19 protein-coding genes and 1 other annotated feature (1 of these 20 running past the window's edge) are annotated in these 20,637 nt (G+C 30.0%); of the genes, 6 read left to right on the forward strand and 13 right to left on the reverse strand.

Going from position 1 to position 20,637, the window contains the following annotated elements:
- Window positions 1-92: a binding site (T-box leader), on the reverse strand (it extends 127 nt beyond the left edge of the window).
- 604 nt (window positions 93-696) lie between these two features.
- Window positions 697-2,595: a glutamine synthetase gene (locus LL038_RS18630; protein ID WP_216124713.1), complete on the forward strand. Its 1,899-nt coding sequence runs from the start codon at window positions 697-699 to the stop codon at window positions 2,593-2,595.
- A gap of 101 nt (window positions 2,596-2,696) precedes the next feature.
- Here the strand turns inward: LL038_RS18630 and LL038_RS18635 are convergent, their stop codons facing one another.
- Window positions 2,697-4,496, reverse strand: coding sequence for an N-acetylmuramoyl-L-alanine amidase (locus tag LL038_RS18635; protein WP_216124614.1), 1,800 nt, complete (start codon window positions 4,494-4,496; stop codon window positions 2,697-2,699).
- Window positions 4,497-4,739: 243 nt separating this feature from the next.
- Between LL038_RS18635 and LL038_RS18640 the strand changes: the two genes are divergently transcribed.
- The 3 genes from LL038_RS18640 to LL038_RS18650 all read left to right on the forward strand — a co-directional run bounded on the left by LL038_RS18640 (window position 4,740) and on the right by LL038_RS18650 (window position 6,271).
- Entirely contained in the window at window positions 4,740-5,375 is a 636-nt protein-coding gene (locus tag LL038_RS18640; RefSeq protein ID WP_216124621.1) for an MBL fold metallo-hydrolase, read from the forward strand.
- A 188-nt stretch (window positions 5,376-5,563) separates the two neighbouring features.
- Window positions 5,564-5,764 (forward strand): cold-shock protein, encoded by a 201-nt coding sequence (locus LL038_RS18645; protein WP_071611001.1) that lies wholly within the window; start codon window positions 5,564-5,566, stop codon window positions 5,762-5,764.
- A gap of 324 nt (window positions 5,765-6,088) precedes the next feature.
- On the forward strand, window positions 6,089-6,271 hold the full coding sequence (locus tag LL038_RS18650; RefSeq protein ID WP_253200087.1) for a DUF3006 domain-containing protein: 183 nt from the start codon (window positions 6,089-6,091) through the stop codon (window positions 6,269-6,271).
- A gap of 52 nt (window positions 6,272-6,323) precedes the next feature.
- Here LL038_RS18650 and LL038_RS18655 read toward each other — a convergent pair whose 3' ends face one another.
- The 11 genes from LL038_RS18655 to LL038_RS18705 form a co-directional block, all read right to left on the reverse strand.
- A complete protein-coding gene (locus LL038_RS18655) occupies window positions 6,324-7,082 on the reverse strand; it encodes a prolipoprotein diacylglyceryl transferase (protein ID WP_216124624.1) in 759 nt (252 codons plus the stop codon).
- A gap of 167 nt (window positions 7,083-7,249) precedes the next feature.
- Entirely contained in the window at window positions 7,250-7,834 is a 585-nt protein-coding gene (locus tag LL038_RS18660) for a hypothetical protein (RefSeq protein WP_216124626.1), read from the reverse strand.
- Between the two features lie 112 nt (window positions 7,835-7,946).
- The gene (locus LL038_RS18665) at window positions 7,947-9,275 is read right to left on the reverse strand and encodes a hypothetical protein (protein ID WP_216124628.1); all 1,329 of its coding nucleotides are present in this window, start codon (window positions 9,273-9,275) and stop codon (window positions 7,947-7,949) included.
- A gap of 77 nt (window positions 9,276-9,352) precedes the next feature.
- A complete protein-coding gene (rsmA, locus tag LL038_RS18670; protein ID WP_216124631.1) occupies window positions 9,353-10,189 on the reverse strand; it encodes a 16S rRNA (adenine(1518)-N(6)/adenine(1519)-N(6))-dimethyltransferase RsmA in 837 nt (278 codons plus the stop codon).
- Window positions 10,170-10,733, reverse strand: coding sequence for a ribonuclease M5 (rnmV, locus tag LL038_RS18675; protein WP_152749610.1), 564 nt, complete (start codon window positions 10,731-10,733; stop codon window positions 10,170-10,172). The genes rsmA and rnmV overlap by 20 nt, the downstream gene beginning before the upstream one ends.
- Window positions 10,734-10,930: 197 nt before the next feature.
- Window positions 10,931-11,971 (reverse strand): 3D domain-containing protein, encoded by a 1,041-nt coding sequence (locus LL038_RS18680; protein WP_216124634.1) that lies wholly within the window; start codon window positions 11,969-11,971, stop codon window positions 10,931-10,933.
- 280 nt (window positions 11,972-12,251) lie between these two features.
- Entirely contained in the window at window positions 12,252-13,019 is a 768-nt protein-coding gene (locus LL038_RS18685) for a TatD family hydrolase (protein ID WP_216124637.1), read from the reverse strand.
- Between the two features lie 207 nt (window positions 13,020-13,226).
- A complete protein-coding gene (locus LL038_RS18690) occupies window positions 13,227-14,744 on the reverse strand; it encodes a DUF445 family protein (RefSeq protein ID WP_216124640.1) in 1,518 nt (505 codons plus the stop codon).
- A 47-nt stretch (window positions 14,745-14,791) separates the two neighbouring features.
- A complete protein-coding gene (metG, locus tag LL038_RS18695) occupies window positions 14,792-16,732 on the reverse strand; it encodes a methionine--tRNA ligase (RefSeq protein ID WP_216124642.1) in 1,941 nt (646 codons plus the stop codon).
- A gap of 498 nt (window positions 16,733-17,230) precedes the next feature.
- Entirely contained in the window at window positions 17,231-17,749 is a 519-nt protein-coding gene (locus tag LL038_RS18700; RefSeq protein WP_216124717.1) for a spore maturation protein, read from the reverse strand.
- A 72-nt stretch (window positions 17,750-17,821) separates the two neighbouring features.
- Entirely contained in the window at window positions 17,822-18,397 is a 576-nt protein-coding gene (locus tag LL038_RS18705; protein WP_216124645.1) for a nucleoside recognition domain-containing protein, read from the reverse strand.
- 170 nt (window positions 18,398-18,567) lie between these two features.
- Here LL038_RS18705 and LL038_RS18710 point away from each other — a divergent pair, with 170 nt between their 5' ends.
- Window positions 18,568-19,428 carry a putative ABC transporter permease gene (locus LL038_RS18710; RefSeq protein WP_216124648.1) on the forward strand — a complete coding sequence of 287 codons (861 nt, stop codon included), beginning with the start codon at window positions 18,568-18,570 and terminating at the stop codon, window positions 19,426-19,428.
- Window positions 19,429-19,538: 110 nt separating this feature from the next.
- The gene (locus LL038_RS18715) at window positions 19,539-19,724 is read left to right on the forward strand and encodes a hypothetical protein (protein WP_071610988.1); all 186 of its coding nucleotides are present in this window, start codon (window positions 19,539-19,541) and stop codon (window positions 19,722-19,724) included.
- A gap of 95 nt (window positions 19,725-19,819) precedes the next feature.
- On the opposite strand, the gene truA is transcribed toward LL038_RS18715, so the two are convergent.
- A complete protein-coding gene (gene truA / locus LL038_RS18720) occupies window positions 19,820-20,557 on the reverse strand; it encodes a tRNA pseudouridine(38-40) synthase TruA (protein ID WP_216124651.1) in 738 nt (245 codons plus the stop codon).
- Window positions 20,558-20,637 lie beyond the last annotated feature (80 nt).

A 20,637-nucleotide genomic window follows, 5' to 3' on the forward strand; every position in this document is an offset into this window, starting at 1 on the left:
TGATTTTCTTTAAACCTTCACTATGGGTTTTCACCTTTCCCCACTCTCTTTAAGTTACTTGCTTAAATACTTTTCCTAATCAAAGCTTTTAATTAGTCATAATTATTTATTAATATAAATATATTATAAATTAATATAACTTCTTACCATTATATTATAATGGATTTTTGTTGTCAATTTGTTTTTGAATTTTCTTACAATTAATATGAATTTAAAACTATTAATTTAAAGCTTTCCAATCATATTAAAGAATAAACGTATCAATATTTGTCAAGTATTATTATACAATTCTTGCAATAACTGCTATGATTATTCATTTAGCACATTTCCCTATGTATATGTGATATAATATTAGTTAAAAATGAACATTATTGTAATACAAAAATATAAATGCTTTTAAAATTTGTTTCTTTAATGAATTTGTGTTTTTATCAACTTGCAAAATAGTATCTTTTTTTCGTAATTAATTAAAATTCATGATGTTTTGTATTGACACGGCTTCATTTTTGTAATAAAATCATTTTATTTACTACTATAATTTAGTTCTGTATTAATATGCATTTTACATACCCATGTGTATGCAAATTATCACAAACAATTTAAACATTTTTATTGAAAATTTTATTTATTAAAATGTCAATTAAGTCATTCCAGTGACTTTTTAACAATTAAATATATATTTAAAGGAGGACTATTATTTTGAAAAAATTAATTTATGTAATTCCTAAAGAAAAACATTCTGAAAAGGACATTAAAGACATCCTACTTGCACACTCTGAGGTGAAATTCGTTTCCCTTGTTGGTATTGACTTATCAGGTAATGACACTGATGAGAGAATTCCAATGAAAATATTTTTAGATGATATTAGTGGTTTCTCAAATGGTGTTATTCAAACTGATGGTTCATCTGTAGTATTGCCCGGCATTGCAACTCTAAACAATGCTAAATTAGATATGCTTGCAGATGCTGACTGTAATTGGTACATTGATTATAATTATGAAAACATTGATGCTGAAACACAATTACCAATAGGTACCTTGAAAATTCCATGTACATTATTACATGATAAAATTCCAGTAGATTCAAGATCAATCCTAAAAAGATCTGTTGAAACTTTTAAAACAACTCTTCTTGATTTACTTAAAGAAAATCCATCTGCTTTAAGTTCTTTTGATTTTGAATATAAAGATATTGATAATTTAATGCTCACATCTGCTACCGAGTTAGAATTTTGGGTAAAAACTCCTAATGATAAAGCTGATATAGAAGAACTTTCTACATCTCAAGTACTAAAAGAACAATATTGGAGTAAAACTAAAGGAAATGTTAGAACAGCCCTTGAACAAACTCTTCTATTAATGCAGGAGTATGGTTTCGAGCCTGAGATGGGACATAAAGAAGTTGGTGGAGTAAAAGCTCAAATAGGCGAAGCTGGTTCTCTTACACATATTATGGAACAACTTGAAATAGATTGGAAATACTCTGATGCTCTTCAATGTGCAGATAATGAGTTATTCATTAGAAATTTAGTAAAGGAAACCTTTAGACTTAACGGTTTAGATGTTAACTTTTTAGCAAAACCTGTTCATGATGTAGCCGGCAGTGGTGAACATACTCATATTGGAATCGCTGTAAAATTAAAGAGTGGAAAAAGAGTTAACTTATTCAATTCAGATAACAACCACTTCCTAAGTACTTTAGGTTATGCTTCAGTAATGGGCGTACTTAAAAATTATGAAGTAATAAACCCATTTGTTTCTTCAACAAATGATTCTTTAAGAAGATTAAAAGTTGGTTTTGAGGCTCCTATATGTATAGTAACATCACTTGGTCACAGTGTTGATGTTCCATCTAGAAATAGATCTATATTACTCGCATTAATAAGAGATCTTGATAATCCACTTGCTACAAGATTTGAACTTAGAGCTCCATGCCCACATACTAATACTTACCTCGCTTTATCTACTTTATATATGGGCATGCTTGATGGTATAGTATACGCAATCAAAAATAATAAATCAGAAGACGATCTTTTGAAAGAATTATCTAAAGCACCAGGAGACGACGCAGATTATTTAGAAAAAGATAGAGCTTACAGAAGTGAAGAAGATGTATTTGAATACTATACTGAAGCGCAGCGTGCAGATTACTTTGGTAAAGCACCTAAAACTGTTTATGAAAATGTTAGTTCCCTAGACGAATTCCCAACTAAACTTGAAATTCTTAAAACTGGCGATGTATTTACTACTAGCATAATAAATAGTTTTAGAATGGCAATAACATCTAGATGGGTTACTGAAATAAACAACAGATTGTTAAACAATTATGCAGAAGAAATCAGAAAGTGTAAAATGATTCACGCTGCTGAAAAAGCTCTAGATTTAGATTTAGCAAATTGGCAAAAAGTTAATGATCTAAGACACTCTCTTATGAAAGATACTTATTCTAAAACTAGCCTATTTACTAAGATAAAAGATGCTTCTAAATCTGAAAATTACGCAGAACTTTCTACATTACAGATACAATTAGATGCTCAAATTGAAGAACTTAGATTCAATTATTCTAACTACCAAAAGAATTTATTAGATATTTAATAAATTTCAGACTTAGATAATATTAATCATAAAAAACAACCTCAATAGTATTTTACTATTGAGATTGTTTTTTGTTATTTTACCCTTAGGCCTTTAAATAATTAATAAGTTATATCTGTTATTCCTAAAGTATTAAGAATACCTTTTGCAATTGCATTGGCCAATTTAGTTTGGTATGCTGCGTTATTTAATAGTTTTTCTTCTGCTGAATTAGAAATAAATCCAGTTTCTACAAGTACAGCTGTAGCATCCGTATTTTTTATAACATAATAATTTGCAGTTCTGATCCCTCTATCTGTTGATCCAGTTGCATTTACTATATTAGTCTGGATTGCCTGTGCAAGTTTCACTGCAGCTGCGCCTCCAACATAAGTATAAGTTTCAGTGCCGTTAGCTGATACAGCATCAGCACTGTTCGCATGAATACTTACAAAATAATTTGGTTTAGCGTTATTAGAAATATCACATATCGCTTGAAGGTTCTGTGTAACATTGCTTGTCCAGCTTACTGTGTCACTTTTTCTTGTGTATATTGTCTCAACATCGTTTTTCGTTAATACCGTTCCCACTTTTAAAGCAATGGCAAGATTTACGTTTTTTTCCATAACTCCCGTCGGTCCTACTGCTCCAGAATCATATCCTCCATGACCTGGATCTAAAACTACCTTGTACTTAGACGTAGTAGGTGGTGCTTTTACAGTAATATCAGCTTTTGCATTAATAACTGCTCCAACCACAGTTCCATAGTAGGTAGTGGATCCTACAACACTTGTAGCAACTGATTTAAGCCACGCTACACTAACCGTTTGTTTTGAACCATTACTCATAATTGCAGTTACAGTTCCCGGCAATGAATATGTATCTCCAACTACTACACTCCCTGTTATATCTGGTATTGAAGATATTTTTAAAGTATTGTCATAAGTAGTATCAGTATTTGCAAAGCCAGCATAATTCATTAATCCATTAGCCATAGCTTTTGCAGCATTATTTTGATACTGTACACTACTTAATAATGCCTCTTCAGCTGGATTTGATAAGAAACCCAAATATGTAACTATTGAAGGACAGCTTGTCTTATTTAATATTGTAGTACTTCCTACTTGTATACCTCTATCTTTAGCCTGTGTTGCTTTTATTAATTCGGTTTGAACGAAGGTCGCAAGCGTCTTATTCTTACTAACATCCGCTGTATAATATGTTTCAATTCCATTGGCAGTATTTGCATCTGAATCATTGGTGTTTATGCTTAAAAACACGTTCGCATTAGCATTCTTAGCTATCAACGCTTTTGCATCATCTTCACCACTCTGAGTCCAAGCTACTGAATCTGTAGTTCTTGTATACACTACATTAAATCCTCTTGCTTTTAGTATATTGCCTAATTTCAAAGCTGTACTTAAATTTATATCCTTAGCCTTAACACCACTTACACCAGTAATTACTTTATAGTATTGACCCGGATCAATACATACAGTAAATTCACTTGGTTTTGTAGGTTCGCTTTTTACAGGTTGAATTTTAGTAGTAAAATTCATCCTAACTTCACTCGGAAGAAATTTTCCATCAGAAGACTTAACCTGATCTGTAACTATTAAAGTATATGTCTTATTATATTCATAATCTTTTACTGGTTGGACCACTACATTTTTATTATTATTTTCTAAACTAACTTTAATATCTATGTAATTACCATCTTCGGAAAGCACCTTAATATTTGTGGTGTTTACCGTAGTTGTACTAAGCACCTTGTTAAAACTTACTGTCCAAGGCTTACTAACTACTACATCTTTTTTAGAATCCATATTTGTTACTGTACTAGCCTTTACTATTGTTTGCATAGGTATACACACAATTAAAGCAAAAATCATAATTACAAATGTTTTAAAAATCTTTTTCATATAACCCCTCCTAAATCTTTATAATTGCTAAACAAAATCATTGAAATAATTGACAATATATTTTAACTATTTATTAATAATCTGCTTCTTTAAATTTTATAGTGTATTACTCTATAAATAGTGGCATAATTTAATTATAAATAGTATTATAAAATATTCATTCACTATAAGATACGTTCCATTTAAATAATGGTTTCAGTTTATGTAAATAAATACATTTTTTTTAAAGAAGGGAGGAATTGCATGAAAATCACTTGGCTAGGTCATTCATGTTTTCTTTTAGAAGATTCAAAAGGCACTAAGCTTTTAACAGATCCATTTGATGCTACTTTGGGTTATGAAATTTATAAAGGTAGTCCAGATATTGTAACTATAAGCCATCAACATTTCGATCACAATTACACTAGAGATCTTGCTAGTAATTATAAAATTGTAAATGAGATTGGTATGTCCACTATTTATGATATACCTATAAAAGGTATTCCTTCTTATCATGACAAAAACAAAGGCGCAAAACGTGGCGAAAACATAATATTCACCTTTAAAATGGATGGGTACTCAGTGTGTCATTTAGGTGATTTAGGTCACACTCTTTCTAATGATGATCTTCACGCTATAGGCTCTATAGATATACTTTTTGTTCCTGTAGGTGGCAACTACACACTAGACGGAAAAGAAGCCTCACAAGTTACTAAAAAAATAAACCCTAAAATAGTTATACCTATGCACTACAAAACATCACAGGTGTCTCTCCCTTTAGATGGTATCGAAACATTTCTTATGTATATGAAAAATGCCACAAAAACAGGCAGTAATACGTTAGTAATTGATGATGAAATAACCGATTCTCTAGCCGTTAAAATATTGAATTTTATTTAGCAGATAAATTACCTATATTTACATTTAAATTAATTAGTTCCACAATATACATATTTAATATAAATTAGTATAAATATGATAAATATATTTATTTTTTTCTAAAACCTATTTAAAAACATACTAAAGTGTAGTATCATTATAATTATATTATAAATGTTACAAATTTTTTTATTCAGGAGGAAAGTTATATGAAAACAGGTACAGTTAAATGGTTTAATTCAGAAAAAGGGTTTGGATTTTTATCAGTTGAAGGAGAAGAGGATGTATTCGTACATTTCTCAGCTATTCAAGGAGACGGATACAAATCTTTAGAAGAAGGACAACAAGTCCAATTTGAAATAACTACTGGCGCTAGAGGACCTCAAGCTTCAAACGTTACTAGATTATAATTCAAAACATAATTAATCTATAATACAAATTAATTATAGAAAAAACATCTATCACTTTGTGATAGGTGTTTTTTTAGTTACAAAAAACAAAAATCAAAGCTTATATGAAGCAGCATCGCACCACCTGCATCAGATTGAATTCTATCTTTTGATGATACCTTATTGCATTTAAAGCTAAGCACAATGTCAAATAAGCTCCTACATATAGTTATTAATAGTTTAAAGCATCCCAGTATATATTTCAAAATAACATTATCACTTTCTTGAATATAATAATGTCTTTTGCTAAAACTATAGTAAAACTATTTATGAAAGGATGTTTTTATGATGTTTGGAAAAATAATAGATATGAACAGTACAGATGCTTTTATAAATTTTCAAGATGGAACTACTATAGATGTAAGCATAACTCGGTTACCTAGAAATTCGAAAACAGGAGATACTATAGATTTAGATATTGGAAATTTCACTAATATGTTTAAGAATGATATGTTTAATCTTTTTTAATAGAATTTCAATAAAACGAACTGTACTTATTTTTATAAATACAGTTCTTGTATTATTTACGCATAGTTTCTTTTATTTTTTCAAAATTAAATAATAAAATTCCAATGATTAAGACAAACAAACTAATAAATTGAGATGTAGAAAACATTGCTACACTTCCTCTAGGGTCACCTCTTAAAAACTCAATTAAAAATCTTCCTACACTATATATAATAAGGTAAAGAGAAAATACTCTTCCTTTTTTTCTTTCTCGTCTATCATACCAAAGTAAAAATAACGCTAACATAAAATCAAATATTGAAGAAAAAATTTGCGTTGGTATTAAAAACACATTTGCAGGTGCAAAGGGTGAATTGTTAAACTCTACGCCTATAGGTAGTGAAGTAACCTTACCATAACAACATCCAGCTAGAAAACATCCTATCCTACCAAATCCCTGTGCCAGCGGTAAACTTGGAACTAATAAATCAAGCACACTAAGCGTATTCCAAGCCTTTTTTTTGCTATAGATATAAATTCCTAATATGCCTCCCAAAATAGCTCCATAAATAACAAAACCATTTCCAACATTTTTTAATACCGAAGGATTTTGTAATACTTCTTTAATATCTGTAATTATATACATTACTTTTCCACCTATTACTCCACATATTATTGTGAGTATAGCCATATCCCAAACATTGTCCTCGTTATATTGTTCTTTCTTACTTCTGTATGATAATAAGAAAAGTGCTGCAAGAATTCCTATCATTATCATTAATCCATATCCATAAATTTTCACAAAAGAAAACTCAAATAATATCGGTTTCATTTGTACCCCCCCCTACTAATTAAACTTATGCTTTTATTCGACTCACTCTATCTACTTATCACAACAAAACACTAAGAGAAGCATATGCTTCTCTTATAATTTTATTTCTTAAATCTTATTAGATAGATTATAATACACTAAAAAATTTAAAGCAAATATAATTAATCTTATCGAATTTTTAATGTTTCAACTATGCTTTCAAAAATAGCGCCATAAGTTTCTTTAAAATTAACATTTCTTATGAAAAATGAAAATCTATAAAACTCTTCTCCATCATCAATAAAATATTCATATGACTTATACCAATTATTGTCCGATACATTAATTAAATATTGTACTACATATGTTTTTTTGCCATTAATAGTAATGTCGTCTATTTTATAACTTTTAATTTTATTTTGTACCTCTGATATGTTTTTACTATTATCTAAAAATGCTTTTAAGTCCTTTCTCCCTTTCCATACTTCTACGAATCCATGAATTACTGCATCGGATGATTGAAAATCATTGTGGTATAGAATCTCATCCCCTGAAAATTTCTTTTCGTTTGTTGTCCATCCTTTAGGCAATTTATAACTTGCTTTCCCATTTATAACCGCATAATCATCCGATAACTTAATATTGTTTTCTACAAGAATAGTCATTTTTAGCTTTTGATCAAATTGTTTTGATATCCCTAGTAGTGTAATCATAAGCCCAACAACTATTACTATAATGCCAACTTTTTTTCTGTTTATAAATATAATCTTCAATGGTTCCCCCCTCAAATGTTAATATTAATATACTATATGATAAATAGTATAAGAATATTAAAAAAATAAAATGTGTAACTAAATAATAGTCACACATTTTATTTTTTCTATATTACTTTTTTATGGGGACAACAACTGTAGAATTTTTGAAATCATAAAACATTAACCAATGTCCCATTTCATCATTTCCCTTATCTGCGATCCAAGTCACAAAACCAGTTTTGCCTCCATAGGGCTGATGGGCTTTATTTCTACTTCCAGGTATACCATAAACTATATATTTCATTTCTCCACTTGAATCACATTTGTATCCTAGCATAAATGATTTGTAATTTCTAATATATGGATAATAACAAATCATAGGGTAATATGCTATTGTATATTTATTATAGTCACTCAAATCATACATATTTTCTAAGTTATGCACGGGTACCTTATACCATTTACACCACTTTATTTCCTTAGTGAAATCATGTACTTGGGTGAAATCTTTCGCCGCTGCCTTGAAGAAATTGCCCATGGCACCTTTAGGATATTCAGCTTTATAAGCATTATTATCCTTACACGCACAGTCCTTTTGTTTTTTATCTTCTTTACATTGCATTTTATCTTTATCTCTGTTTAAATCAACAATATCTTCTAAATTATCAATTTCATTTTTTTCTTCTAGTTTTTCTTCTAGCTTTTCTGGAATTTCACTGTCACAAATATTATCTATTCGATTAATCTCTACTTTCTCTTCTACTTCTACTTCTTCTACTTCTTCATCTACATTATTCTGCTTTTCTAAAGGTAAAATATCATTATCTTTAATCCTTTGATCATTATCCACTTTTGGTTCTTCCACAATATTTACTTTCTTTTCTTCTACTTTCTTACCTACATTTTCTTTAACCTCTAAATGTTTGAGTGCTTCGTCGCTCTTAACCTTAATTATTTCGATACTTTGCTCATATTCATCAAATTCATTTTTCACTTCATCTGTTCTAGTTTCTTTAGTTTCCTTATTAGAATCCGCTAGTTTATAACCTTTCCATTCATTTGGTTTTTCAGTTGTTGAAAACCCACTCATTATTGAAATCACATTGTTATCAAGAAATTTTACAATTGCAGCTCCAATAATTTTTTCAGCGTTAATACCTGTGTCCGCTATATTATCCATATCATATTCATGAAAAATGTCTACCCTACCATGATCGTCTATGTTCAATTTACCAACTTTTATAATCTTGTTTACATCTTTTTTACCACATATTAAAATCATGTAATAAGGTTGTTTTTCTTTCCTTAGGTTTTGTACATAGTATGAAATCTTACATTTGTTGTTTTTCATTTCAAGCTTTGCATACCCAGAAGGAATTTTATCAGACTCTAATGAATAGCCTTTTTCATCTTCTTGTAATATAATGAAATACCTACTATAATTTTTTTTAGGTGTCACCTTCTTTTACCTCCATATAAAACTTATTCATTATAATATATGAAGTATGTAATCAAAAATGAACAACATATTGAAATTTATTTTATAAATCCTATTTCATCAGATAGCAATGCAAATTCCTGGAGAGATAAAGTCTCTCCTCTTCTTTTAGGATCAATATTTGCTTTTTCAAAACACTTTAGTAACTCTTCTTTAGGAATCCCTATATCCTTAACAGAATTCCATAAAATTTTTCTCCTCATATTAAAAGATTTTCTTACTATGGAAAAAAATAAAGCTTCATCATTAACCTTAACTTTAGGCTCTTTTAATCTATCTAATCTTATAACCATAGATTCTACCTTAGGTTCAGGCAAAAATGCTGTTGGTGGCACAAGACGAAGTATTTTCGTATCACAATAGTACTGAACTAATATTGAAAAGGCTCCGTAAGCTTTGCAATTAGGCTCTGAATCTATCCTCTGCGCAACTTCCTTTTGTATCATTATAGTTAAAGATTTAAAATTATAACCCCCAGTAAGTAATTTAACAATTATTGGAGTCGTTAAATAATATGGTAAATTAGCAACTAATTTTACGGACTTTTCATCCCCAATTAATTCATCGAAATCTACTTTTAAAGCATCATTATGTATAAGTTCAAAATTATCGAACTCTTTAAGCTCATCTTCTAGTATCGGCAAAAGTTTATCATCTAGTTCTATAGCACAAACTCTTTTAGCTCTCCTTAAAAGTGCTCTAGTTAATGTACCAAATCCTGGTCCTATTTCTATAACGAAATCATCTTCATTAACTTCTGCACCATCTACAACATCATCGAGCACAGAGTCATCTATTAAGAAATTCTGACCTAACCCTTTTTTAAACCTAAATTCATATTTTTTACTAACTTCACTAATCGTCAAATCCGCCATAATTCATCTCCTTGTTTATTTTTTCTAAAGCCTCTATAAATTCTTCTTTTATAATTCCGTAGTTGTTTAATCTAGTCAAAAATTGTGACGCATTTCCATACCCTATACCTAATTCATTTCCTAGAGCATCTCGTCTTTCCCTTGCCTTGCTATCCGCTGTTAACTTGAAAAATATCATATCATGCACATCAAATTCTTTTCTTTTTTCTTGCACTTCGAATTTTGCAGCTTCAAGTGCTCTTAATATTGTTTCAGGTGATGCATTTTCAACGCCTATATCTCCGTCCTTAGTTCCTTCTTTTTGAGATATGTATGCATGTTTTACATTCGCTACCCTTTTAGTAATAATTCTTCTTATTTTTTCTCCAGCAAAGTCTGGATCAGTAAAAATTATTACGCCTTTTCTCTTTTGAGCTTCTCTTATTTTGTTAATCACCTTTTCGTTAATTCCAAATCCGCCTACGGAAATGAGTTCAGCCTCTACTGCTCTTTTAACCGCTGTAACATCATCTCTTCCTTCAACTACTATTACTTCTTTAATCATATTATCCCCCTTGCTATTTATCGTGCGAGATACCAAATAATAACCGTCATCTCAAGTGCTATGCCAAACTAAGATTATGTCCTCCACTATATAATTATAATAAGAACTCTCTTAGTATTTCCTTCTAATACTGTATCTATAATACCATTTTACTTATTAATAATAAACTATAAGACAAAAAAAAGGAGCTTATGCTCCTATTCCATAATATAGATACTAACATTTCTTGCTCCCCAACCCCACATTTCATCACTGGAATCGAAATACAAATCTATGTGATTACCCTTTATAGCCCCGCCTATGTCTTCTGCAATGGCATATCCATATCCATCTACATAAACTTTAGTACCTAGAGGGATAACAGTAGGATCAACAGCTATAGTACTATACCCATCAGCGTTTCTTTTTGCTCGTGCCCCAGTGGATGTTATACCTAATGCAGGGTCATCCGGACCTTTGCCCGTACAACTATAATCAGCAGTATATGCTGTTGCCCTTACACTTAGTTTCCTCGAGTAACGAACGTCTCCTCCACGAGATGCGGTATAAACGTTAGTAGTTCCTAATGCAATTATTTGTTTAACAGGCTCTGATTTAAGTTTTTCACTAACTAATTTTCTTGATATCTCTTTTCCATTTTCATAGACAACAGATGAAGTAATAACCTTCTGACCTGCTTTACCCTTTTGAATGACTTTCTTTACACCCTTATCTAGCTCATCACTATTTTTGATTTCGGTTGCAAAGTTTACTGCTTTTGTCTCATCAAGTGTCTTGGTATTTACTCTTGTTATTACCACTTGTAACCCAGATGTTAAATCCTTGCTTTTTGATGGACTAACTTTGTCTGCTCCGCTCAATACAATTTTTTCTGCTTTAAGCATATCTTCTACTGTATTTTCAGCAGTTAGAATATTGTATTTTTTTCCATCAACTTCTACTTTAACATTTACAGCCTTTTTTATATATATTTTATCTCCGTCTTTTACTTTACTGTCTAAACTAACTGTTATTTGATCCTTTGCCCCTAATGCTATATTATTACTTTTTAGTATTTGTGTAACATTACTTTTTAAAGTAACAACTTGTATAGCCTTACCATCAACAATAACAGATATAGCTTTTTTCATGTTAAATATAGTCACCGTAACGCACATTACTAATAGCATTACTACAAAAACTGTCTTGGGTCCGTTCGAAAAATAGTTCTTGATGTTATTCTTCGCGTTTTTCATCATAAAAATTCCCTCCCTTAGTCAAGAGCACTTGGGTATTATACCTTGAAGCAACAAATATGTCAAATTTCCGACCCATTGCTCTAAGTTTTGACTGATAATGCATCATTATGCATACAATTATAATATTTAATTATAATTACAGAATAAATTAATTAACCCAGTCCTGAGGGTAAACCGGCAAACAATATTTGCCATTAAAATTATATGTCTTAAATCTAATTTTAATTACAAATATCTTAGTGTAAAAATATTCCATTTGTTAAGTATTACTTATTCTACCCTATTTTAATATTTTTAGCAAATGTTTTATATTATAAATTGTTGCATCTTCAATTTCTTTGATAGTTTTCTCCTTAACTTCTGATATTTTTTCTATTATATATTTAATATAATCAGATTCATTCCTTTTCCCTCTAAGAGGAACCGGTGCCATATATGGACAGTCTGTTTCTACGAGTATTCTATTCATTGGTACCTCTTTTGCAACCTCTGCTGTTTTCTTTGCATTTTTGAAAGTTATAACTCCAGTAAATCCTATATAATAACCGAGCTTCAAACACTCCCTCGCAAATTCAACACTTCCAGAGAAACAATGAATTACACCTGTCACTTCTGGGAATTCTTTTAGTATATCCAAAGTATCTTTATGAGCATCTCTATCATGTATAACCACCGGTAATTTAAGTTCTTTTGCAAGTTCCATTTGAAGTTTAAATGCTCTCTTTTGTATTTCTCTATCCGGATTTTCTTCAGTATGATAATCGAGTCCTATTTCCCCAATAGCTCTAACTTTTGGCTGATGCGTTAAATCTCTTAATTCATTGATAACTTCATCATTAACAATATTTGCATATTCAGGATGTATTCCAACTGCTGAATATATAAAATCATATTTATTAGATAATTGTACTGACATTCTTGCGCCCTCAAGTGATGCACCGCAGTTTAATACTCCTATTACCCCTTTATCATTTAACCCCATTATTACCTTTTCTCTATCTTCATTAAAAGCTTCATCATCATAATGTGCATGTGAATCAAATATCATAATATCTACTGCATTAAATCACTAATTTAACTCTTTAATATAAGCTACTTTAGATTGTAATTTAATAACAGTTTTCACCATCCTTTCTATTTACTTATAGATTTAAAATATACTCGAAATATATGTTAGATATTATATCACTAACATTGAAATAAGTAAAAGCCACTTCCTAGCGGAAGTGACTTTTGCTTAATACTAAATAATATATTACATTGAACCTAGTATAGGTGATAATAATCCCATAATTGCACCCAGTAATGCTCCAAGCCAAGTTATAGCATTAAGCTCTTTACTCGCTATTTCAAGTATAATTCTCTCTGAAAAAGCTACATCGAATTCATTGATTTTTTCTTCGACTATTTTGGCTATATCTAACACTTCAATTACTTCTGGTGCCTTATTCTCTATGAATTTATTATATACTGTTTTAACTACTTTAGAAACAGATTGGGTAACCTTATCTCCCTCTCCTTTAAATATTGATTTCATCTCTGTATTTAACAATCTATTAATCATTACACCTACTATTTCATTAATCTTTGATTTAGTAGACTCATTTTCAATAATACTATTTATTCGACTCTTTATAAGTCCCTCTATTACATTTTTGTATTCTATCCCTGTCTTTTCGAGCAATTCTGCAACAGATATGTAGCTATTGAACTTACTCTCAAGTTTTTCAAAAGTGCTTAGAATAAGTTCTTGATCTACAATTTTTGTTGTAAACAAATTAATTAATGGTTCAATAACATTATCAATTCCCTCTTTTGGCAAATCAAAAATAACACTAGATATTGAATTTTTAAGCAATTTGTCTATTATATCATTAATAATTAGAGCAATGTCATTATGATTTTCTACATTATCTAAGTATTCATCTATACCAATTACAACTTTTTCAAAAACGCTATCCTTACTGATAAACATTGCTATCATTGGGCTTAGTTTAGTCGATATTGTTTCATCAACAATTTGTCTTAATTTTTTACTATTTTTTTCTTCTTTAATCATTTTTTTTATTTCCATAGCAATATTATATCTTTTACCATAAACATATACTTTTAAGCTATTTGTTATCTCACCAGGTATAACATCTTCAATTTTTTTGTCTAAAACCACTAGTTCAGCTACCTTAGCTTTTAACATATTTTGAATACCTTTGTAGAAATCTTGTGAATCCTTATACTCTATAACTAAATTTAATACTTTGTTTTTTATTGAATTATATAATTCACTTTCACATATAGCTTGTGGTTTTGCCTTTAATTCCGACATTATCTGTGCATATACATATTTAGCTATGCCACCTCTAACTTCCACGTCATTTATATAATTTGTAAGTGATTTTGAAACGTTACTTATAGTACTTTGGGTAATATTACAATACTCATCACCTAATATGTCCTTTAACTCACTTTCTAATGTAGCATCGCTATTTTTCATAGTACTAACTTTGCCTTGCACCCAAGTATCCAATTGATGATCCATCTCTTCACTACATAAGGATTTAATGATTGTTTCCTTTGTTAAAAGATGCTGACCTATAGATTCACCTACGCTCCTTGCAATTCTAGACTTTTCCTTTGGAATAAGGCCTGGCGTAAACGGAACTTTAATATTAAATATTCTAATTTCTTTATGTGGTCTAAACAGCATCTTTATAGCTAACCAATTAGTTATATACCCGATAATGGCCCCGACTAAGGAACCTATAATAAACTTCATGTTATTTCCTCCTCATAATTTCCAGTAATAAATAAGCAATTACAAATCTACCTTACTGTGCTTCCAGTTGGTAACTCACCAGGTATAGATATTGTAAATAGTTTACTATCGTCATCTGTAGAAGCTGCAATTATCATTCCCTGTGATAGTTCGCCTCTTAAATTAACGGGTTTTAAATTAGCTACTAATACTACATACTTCCCAATAAGGTCTTCGGGTTTATAATTCATAGCTATTCCCGAAATTACTTGTCTTACTTCCCCACCTAAATCTACTTTTAACTTAAGAAGTTTTTTTGTTTTTTTCATTTGTTCGCATTCCAATACTTTAACAACTCTCATATCTATTTTATCAAAATCTTCTATAGTAATTTCTTCTTTTATTGGTAACATTGTAGGCTTTCTCGCTAATTTTCTTTCTTCTTCTACAAGTACATTAAGCTCCTCTATTTTAGCTTCTACATCTATTCTTGGAAACATTACGTCACCTTTATTAACTTTTGTTCCAGATATAGTTCCATTAAATGATGATAAACTATCCCATGTAATTACATCGGTATTTATTTGAGCATTTATCTTCTTACTTGTGGTAGGTAAAAATGCTGATATCAATACTGATGTCATTCTTAAAGATTCTACTAAATTATAAAGTACTGTGCCTAGTCTTCCCTTTTGTGCTTCATCTTTTCCAAGGATCCAAGGTGTTGTTTCATCTATATACTTGTTAGTACGCCTAATGAGTGTCCAAACATGATCGAGTGCTTCAGGGATTTTAAGGTCATCTATAGCACTTTCTACCTTACCTGGAATTGAAAGAGCAAGTTCTATAAGTTCATTATCCACATCAGCTTTTTCATCTGGTTTTGGTATAACTCCATCAAAATATTTTTCTATCATTGTTACTGTTCTAGATAATAAATTACCTAAATCATTAGCTAGATCTGAATTTGTTTTCTTTATGAATATTTCATTAGTAAATATTCCATCAGAACCAAATGGTATTTCATGAAGCAAATAATATCTTACAGCGTCCACTCCAAAATGATCAACTAGTATTACAGGATCTACTACGTTTCCTTTAGATTTTGACATTTTTACTCCGCCATCAAAAAGAAGCCATCCATGACCAAATACTTGTTTAGGAAGAGGTAGACCTAGCGCCATAAGCATTATTGGCCAATAAATTGTATGAAATCTTAATATATCTTTACCTATTAAATGTATATCTGCTGGCCAGTATTTATCATATAGAGTTGTATCCTCACCATTATATCCAAGCGCAGTTATATAGTTAGATAAAGCGTCTACCCATACATATATAACATGCCCTGGATCAAATTCTACAGGTATACCCCAATTAAATGTTGTTCTTGAAACACATAAATCTTGAAGACCTGGTTTTAAAAAGTTATTTATCATTTCATTTTTTCTTGATTCTGGTTGTATAAAATCCGGATGAGTTTCAATGTATTCTATAAGTTTATCTGCATATTTAGACATTTTAAAGAAATACGCCTCTTCCTTAGCTTTCTCAACGGGTCTTCCGCAATCAGGGCATTTTCCATCTACTGCTTGGGTTTCTGTCCAGAAAGATTCGCAAGGAGTACAGTACCAACCTTCATATGCACCCTTATATATATCACCTTGATCATATAACTGCTTAAATAATTTTTGAACAGCCTTTTTATGATATTCGTCAGTAGTTCTTATAAATTTATCATAACTTATATCCATCATTTTCCACAATTCTTGTATTCCGGCTACTACTTTATCTACATACTGTTTTGGCGTAACTCCTTTTTCTTCAGCTATTCTTTGGATCTTTTGACCATGCTCATCTGTTCCTGTTAAAAACATTACATCATAGCCTGTAAGCCTTTTAAATCTAGCAATTGCATCTGCAGCTACCGTTGTATATGTATTACCGATATGTAACTTTGCTGATGGATAATAAATTGGTGTAGTAATGTAAAAAGTTTTTTTATTCATAAATTTCTCCTACCTCTCATATTTAAATTAGTTATAATTAACTTCGAAACTGTTAATCTCTTTGAACCTACACTATTAATTTCCCGGTAAATAAAAAAAATCTCTAAACAGAAAAAGCCTTCTGTTTAGAGACGTATTTAACGTTTTACCACTCTAATTCATCTCTACATCACTATAAAGATCTCAATGGGTGACTATCATCACCTGTCAATATAACGGTTGCTACCGTATTACCTTAATAAATAAATAAAAAAACCTATCATCACAATAATCTTTTATACTTTTTATTTGGATAATCTGCTTAGAGGCCATGTTCATAAACTACCTTGCTACTGCTTTTCACCAGCTGCAGTTCTCTTTTAACATTTCAGCTTATTACTCTTCTCATCATTGCATTTATTCAATAATAATTGTATTGCAAATAATTCACTATGTCAATAATTTTATCCTAAAAATATAAAATTATACTATAATAAGCAAGTCGCTTCTGAAATATCTTTAGAAGAAAAACTTAGCTATGTTAACAGCCATTATAACTGCTGTTATATCTGCGAGTATTGCTGCTAGTAACGTATGCCTAATTTTTTTTATATTTACGGCTCCAAAATATACTGTCAGTGTATAAAAAATGGTTTCCGTTGACCCCATTATTATAGATGACACACGTCCTATGTAACTATCCGCTCCATATTGCCTTATAATGTCAGTAAATACTCCCAGAGCTCCACTACCTGAGAGCGGTTTTATTAAAACTAAAGGAACAACTTCCGGAGGTAACCCAATGAACTTAACAACCGGTGTTACTAAATAAATAAAAAAATCTAAAGCCCCTGAAGCTCTAAAAACATTAACAGCTATAATCATAGCCAAAAGGTAAGGAAAAATTTTTAGGCAGATTGTTATTCCATCCTTTGCACCTTCCACAAAACACTCATAAACCTTCACTCCTTTAATAACTCCATAAGTTACCACCAAAACAATAATAATTGGAATTATTCCTTTCAACATATATGACATTAAGTTTTCTATAATCACCATATTTTACTCACTCTCCATTTAGATTCATATACCTGTAAAAAGATGATGTTCCTAAAAATACTTTTGTAATATCCTGCAATAAACTACACCTAAGACTGAAGCAACACCTGTTGTAATAATTGCTGGTATTATAATAATTGCTGGATTTTGTGAATTATATGCTGCTCTTATAGATATTACTGTAGTCGGTAAAAACTGAATGCATGTTGCATTTAAAACTAAGAATAAAGCCATGTCATTACTAGCTGTGTCTTTTTCTATATTCATTTTCTGCATCTCTTCCATGGCTTTTATCCCAAATGGCGTGGCTGCATTAGAAAGCCCCATCATATTTGCTGTTAAATTCATAGTAATACTAGACATAACCTTATTGTTTTTGGAGGTTTCCTTAAAAATCATTTTTAAAATTGGCCTAAGTATTTTTGCTAATTTATCAGTTAGTCCACTTTTTTGCGCAATTTCCATTATCCCACACCAAAGACACATCATTCCAACAAGTCCCATAACTAGTTCCACAGAACTAGTTGTAGATGAAACAAGGGCCTTTGACACAATTTCCCCTTTTCCAGTAAGCATTCCAATAACTATTCCTAATGATAAAATTAAAAACCAGATGATATTTATCATGTATTTTCCTCCTAGATATTAAATTGATTTATCATTGTTTTATTAATATATATGTAGCTAATTCTATAAAATTGCATATATTAATATTTTGTTCATTTTATCCACTATAAAAAGAACATATTTTGTGTTATCATTTTCTTGTTTAACGACATTTCAGAAGGAGTTAATTTATGATTGATATAACTTTACTAAGTTTTAATGTATTTTCACTATTTTTTTATTTTATTGTTTATTCCTTCATGGGCTGGTGTCTTGAAACAATATATGCCACAATTCGAAAAAAAGGATTTGTTAATAGAGGCTTCCTACATGGACCATTTTGTCCTATTTATGGTTTCGCTATCTTATCTATAATTGTTTTGCTGAAACCTATTGAAAATAATTATATTTTTCTCCTTCTAGGTTCAATATTTTTAACCTCAATCATTGAATATATAACGGGTTATATTTTAGAAACTACATTTGATAGTACTTGGTGGGATTATAGCGATGAGCCATACAATCTCCATGGAAGAATATGCTTAAAATTCTCTATAATATGGGGGTTCATTTCAATTTTAATACTTAAAGTAATCCATCCCTATATTGAATACATAGTGAATTTAATACCACCAAATCCTGGTGTATTTCTTTTCTATATTACTTTAGTATATTTCATTTTAGATTTTATAATTACTATAATTACTATACTCAAACTAAGGTCTCTTTTAACTCAATTAATTACTGCATATTCAGAATTAACTGATAAATTTTTAGATTTTAAATCAAATTTAGGTAATACTAAAAGTATTCCTGAGTTAAGAATTAAATTGGATCAGTTGATAGATCTTGCTGAAACTAAAATGAGTAAGAAAAAATCCAACATTGAGAGTGTCTTAAAAGAAGTTAAAATAAAATATGATTCTTTGTTTATAAAAAAATATCCAAATTATTCACGACTTATAAAAGCATTCCCCGACCTTAAATTCAAAGGGTTAGATGCTATTTTCAAAGATGTTAAACACATAATTCATAAGAATAAAAAGGGTTGATTTCATCAAATTACGAAAGTCAAAAATCACTTTCAGCTTGAAATTAACAATTACTAATGTTAGGATTTAATAGTATATATTAAAATAAGATAAGTTAAGGAGACCTAAAAATGAAAGAAAACAATCTTGAACTTGCGCAAAAGGGCATTGATGATGCACTCGACACTATAGAGTCGCTAGAAAAAAGCATAAAAGAAACTCCTATTTCAAAAAATATATTAAAAGAAAGTTTTTATACGCTTTCTAAAAAAGTTGATGAAATTGAAAACATCCTAAAAAATGAAGGTATCCTGTAGTTAATTTTGCCTTTATAATATAAAACAAAAGCGGCACATAAGTTAATACTTATGTGCCGCTTTTGTTTTATAAATTTATTAAACTAAATCATTCCTTAATAATTAACTTCTTCTAAGAACAATCCTTTAGCTGGTGCGATATGTCCTGCATATTTTCTTTCTTTTCTATCTAATATGTCACTAATTTCGTTTTCATCTCGCTCACCAAGTCCTACCTCAACAAGTGTTCCAACTATTATCCTTACCATATTCTTCATAAATCCATTTCCTTGAACACTAATTTCTATATTTCCATCATCATTTATAATGTTTATTGTATAAATAGTTCTTATAGTAGATTTTTTCTTAGTTTTAAGTGTAGTAAAACTTTGGAAATCATGTTCCCCTACTAAAATTTCTGCTGCTTTTCTCATTTTTTCGATATTTAATGGTAATGGTACATGGTAATCATATTTTCTGGTAAATACATCATGTACTTTATTATTGCATATATTATATATGTACTTTTTAACCTTAGCATTATATCTCGCATGAAAATTAAGATCTACTTCCTCAACACTTTTTATTACAATATCTTCTGGTAAAAATTCATAACAATAACTTCGCATTTTATGTGTAGGCATTGTACAGTCTGTTCTAAAATTAGCAACTTGGTTTGATGCATGTACTCCTGCATCAGTTCTTCCAGAAGCAGTTATTTCAATGTTTTCTTCTGCCATCTTGCTTAAAACTGCTTCTATTTTGTGTTGAATTGTATTATCACTGTCTCCAAGCCTCTGCCATCCTTTATACCTAGTACCATCATATTCAATTACAATTTTTATATTTCTCATATTTTTTATTTATCCTACCTTCTATTTTAGAATTTAATGACATTTAAAAAGGATACTTCCTTCTTAAGTCATTAATGTTA

Origin of the sequence: Clostridium estertheticum, from assembly GCF_026650985.1 — a bacterium.
Lineage (GTDB): Bacteria > Bacillota > Clostridia > Clostridiales > Clostridiaceae > Clostridium_AD > Clostridium_AD estertheticum_C.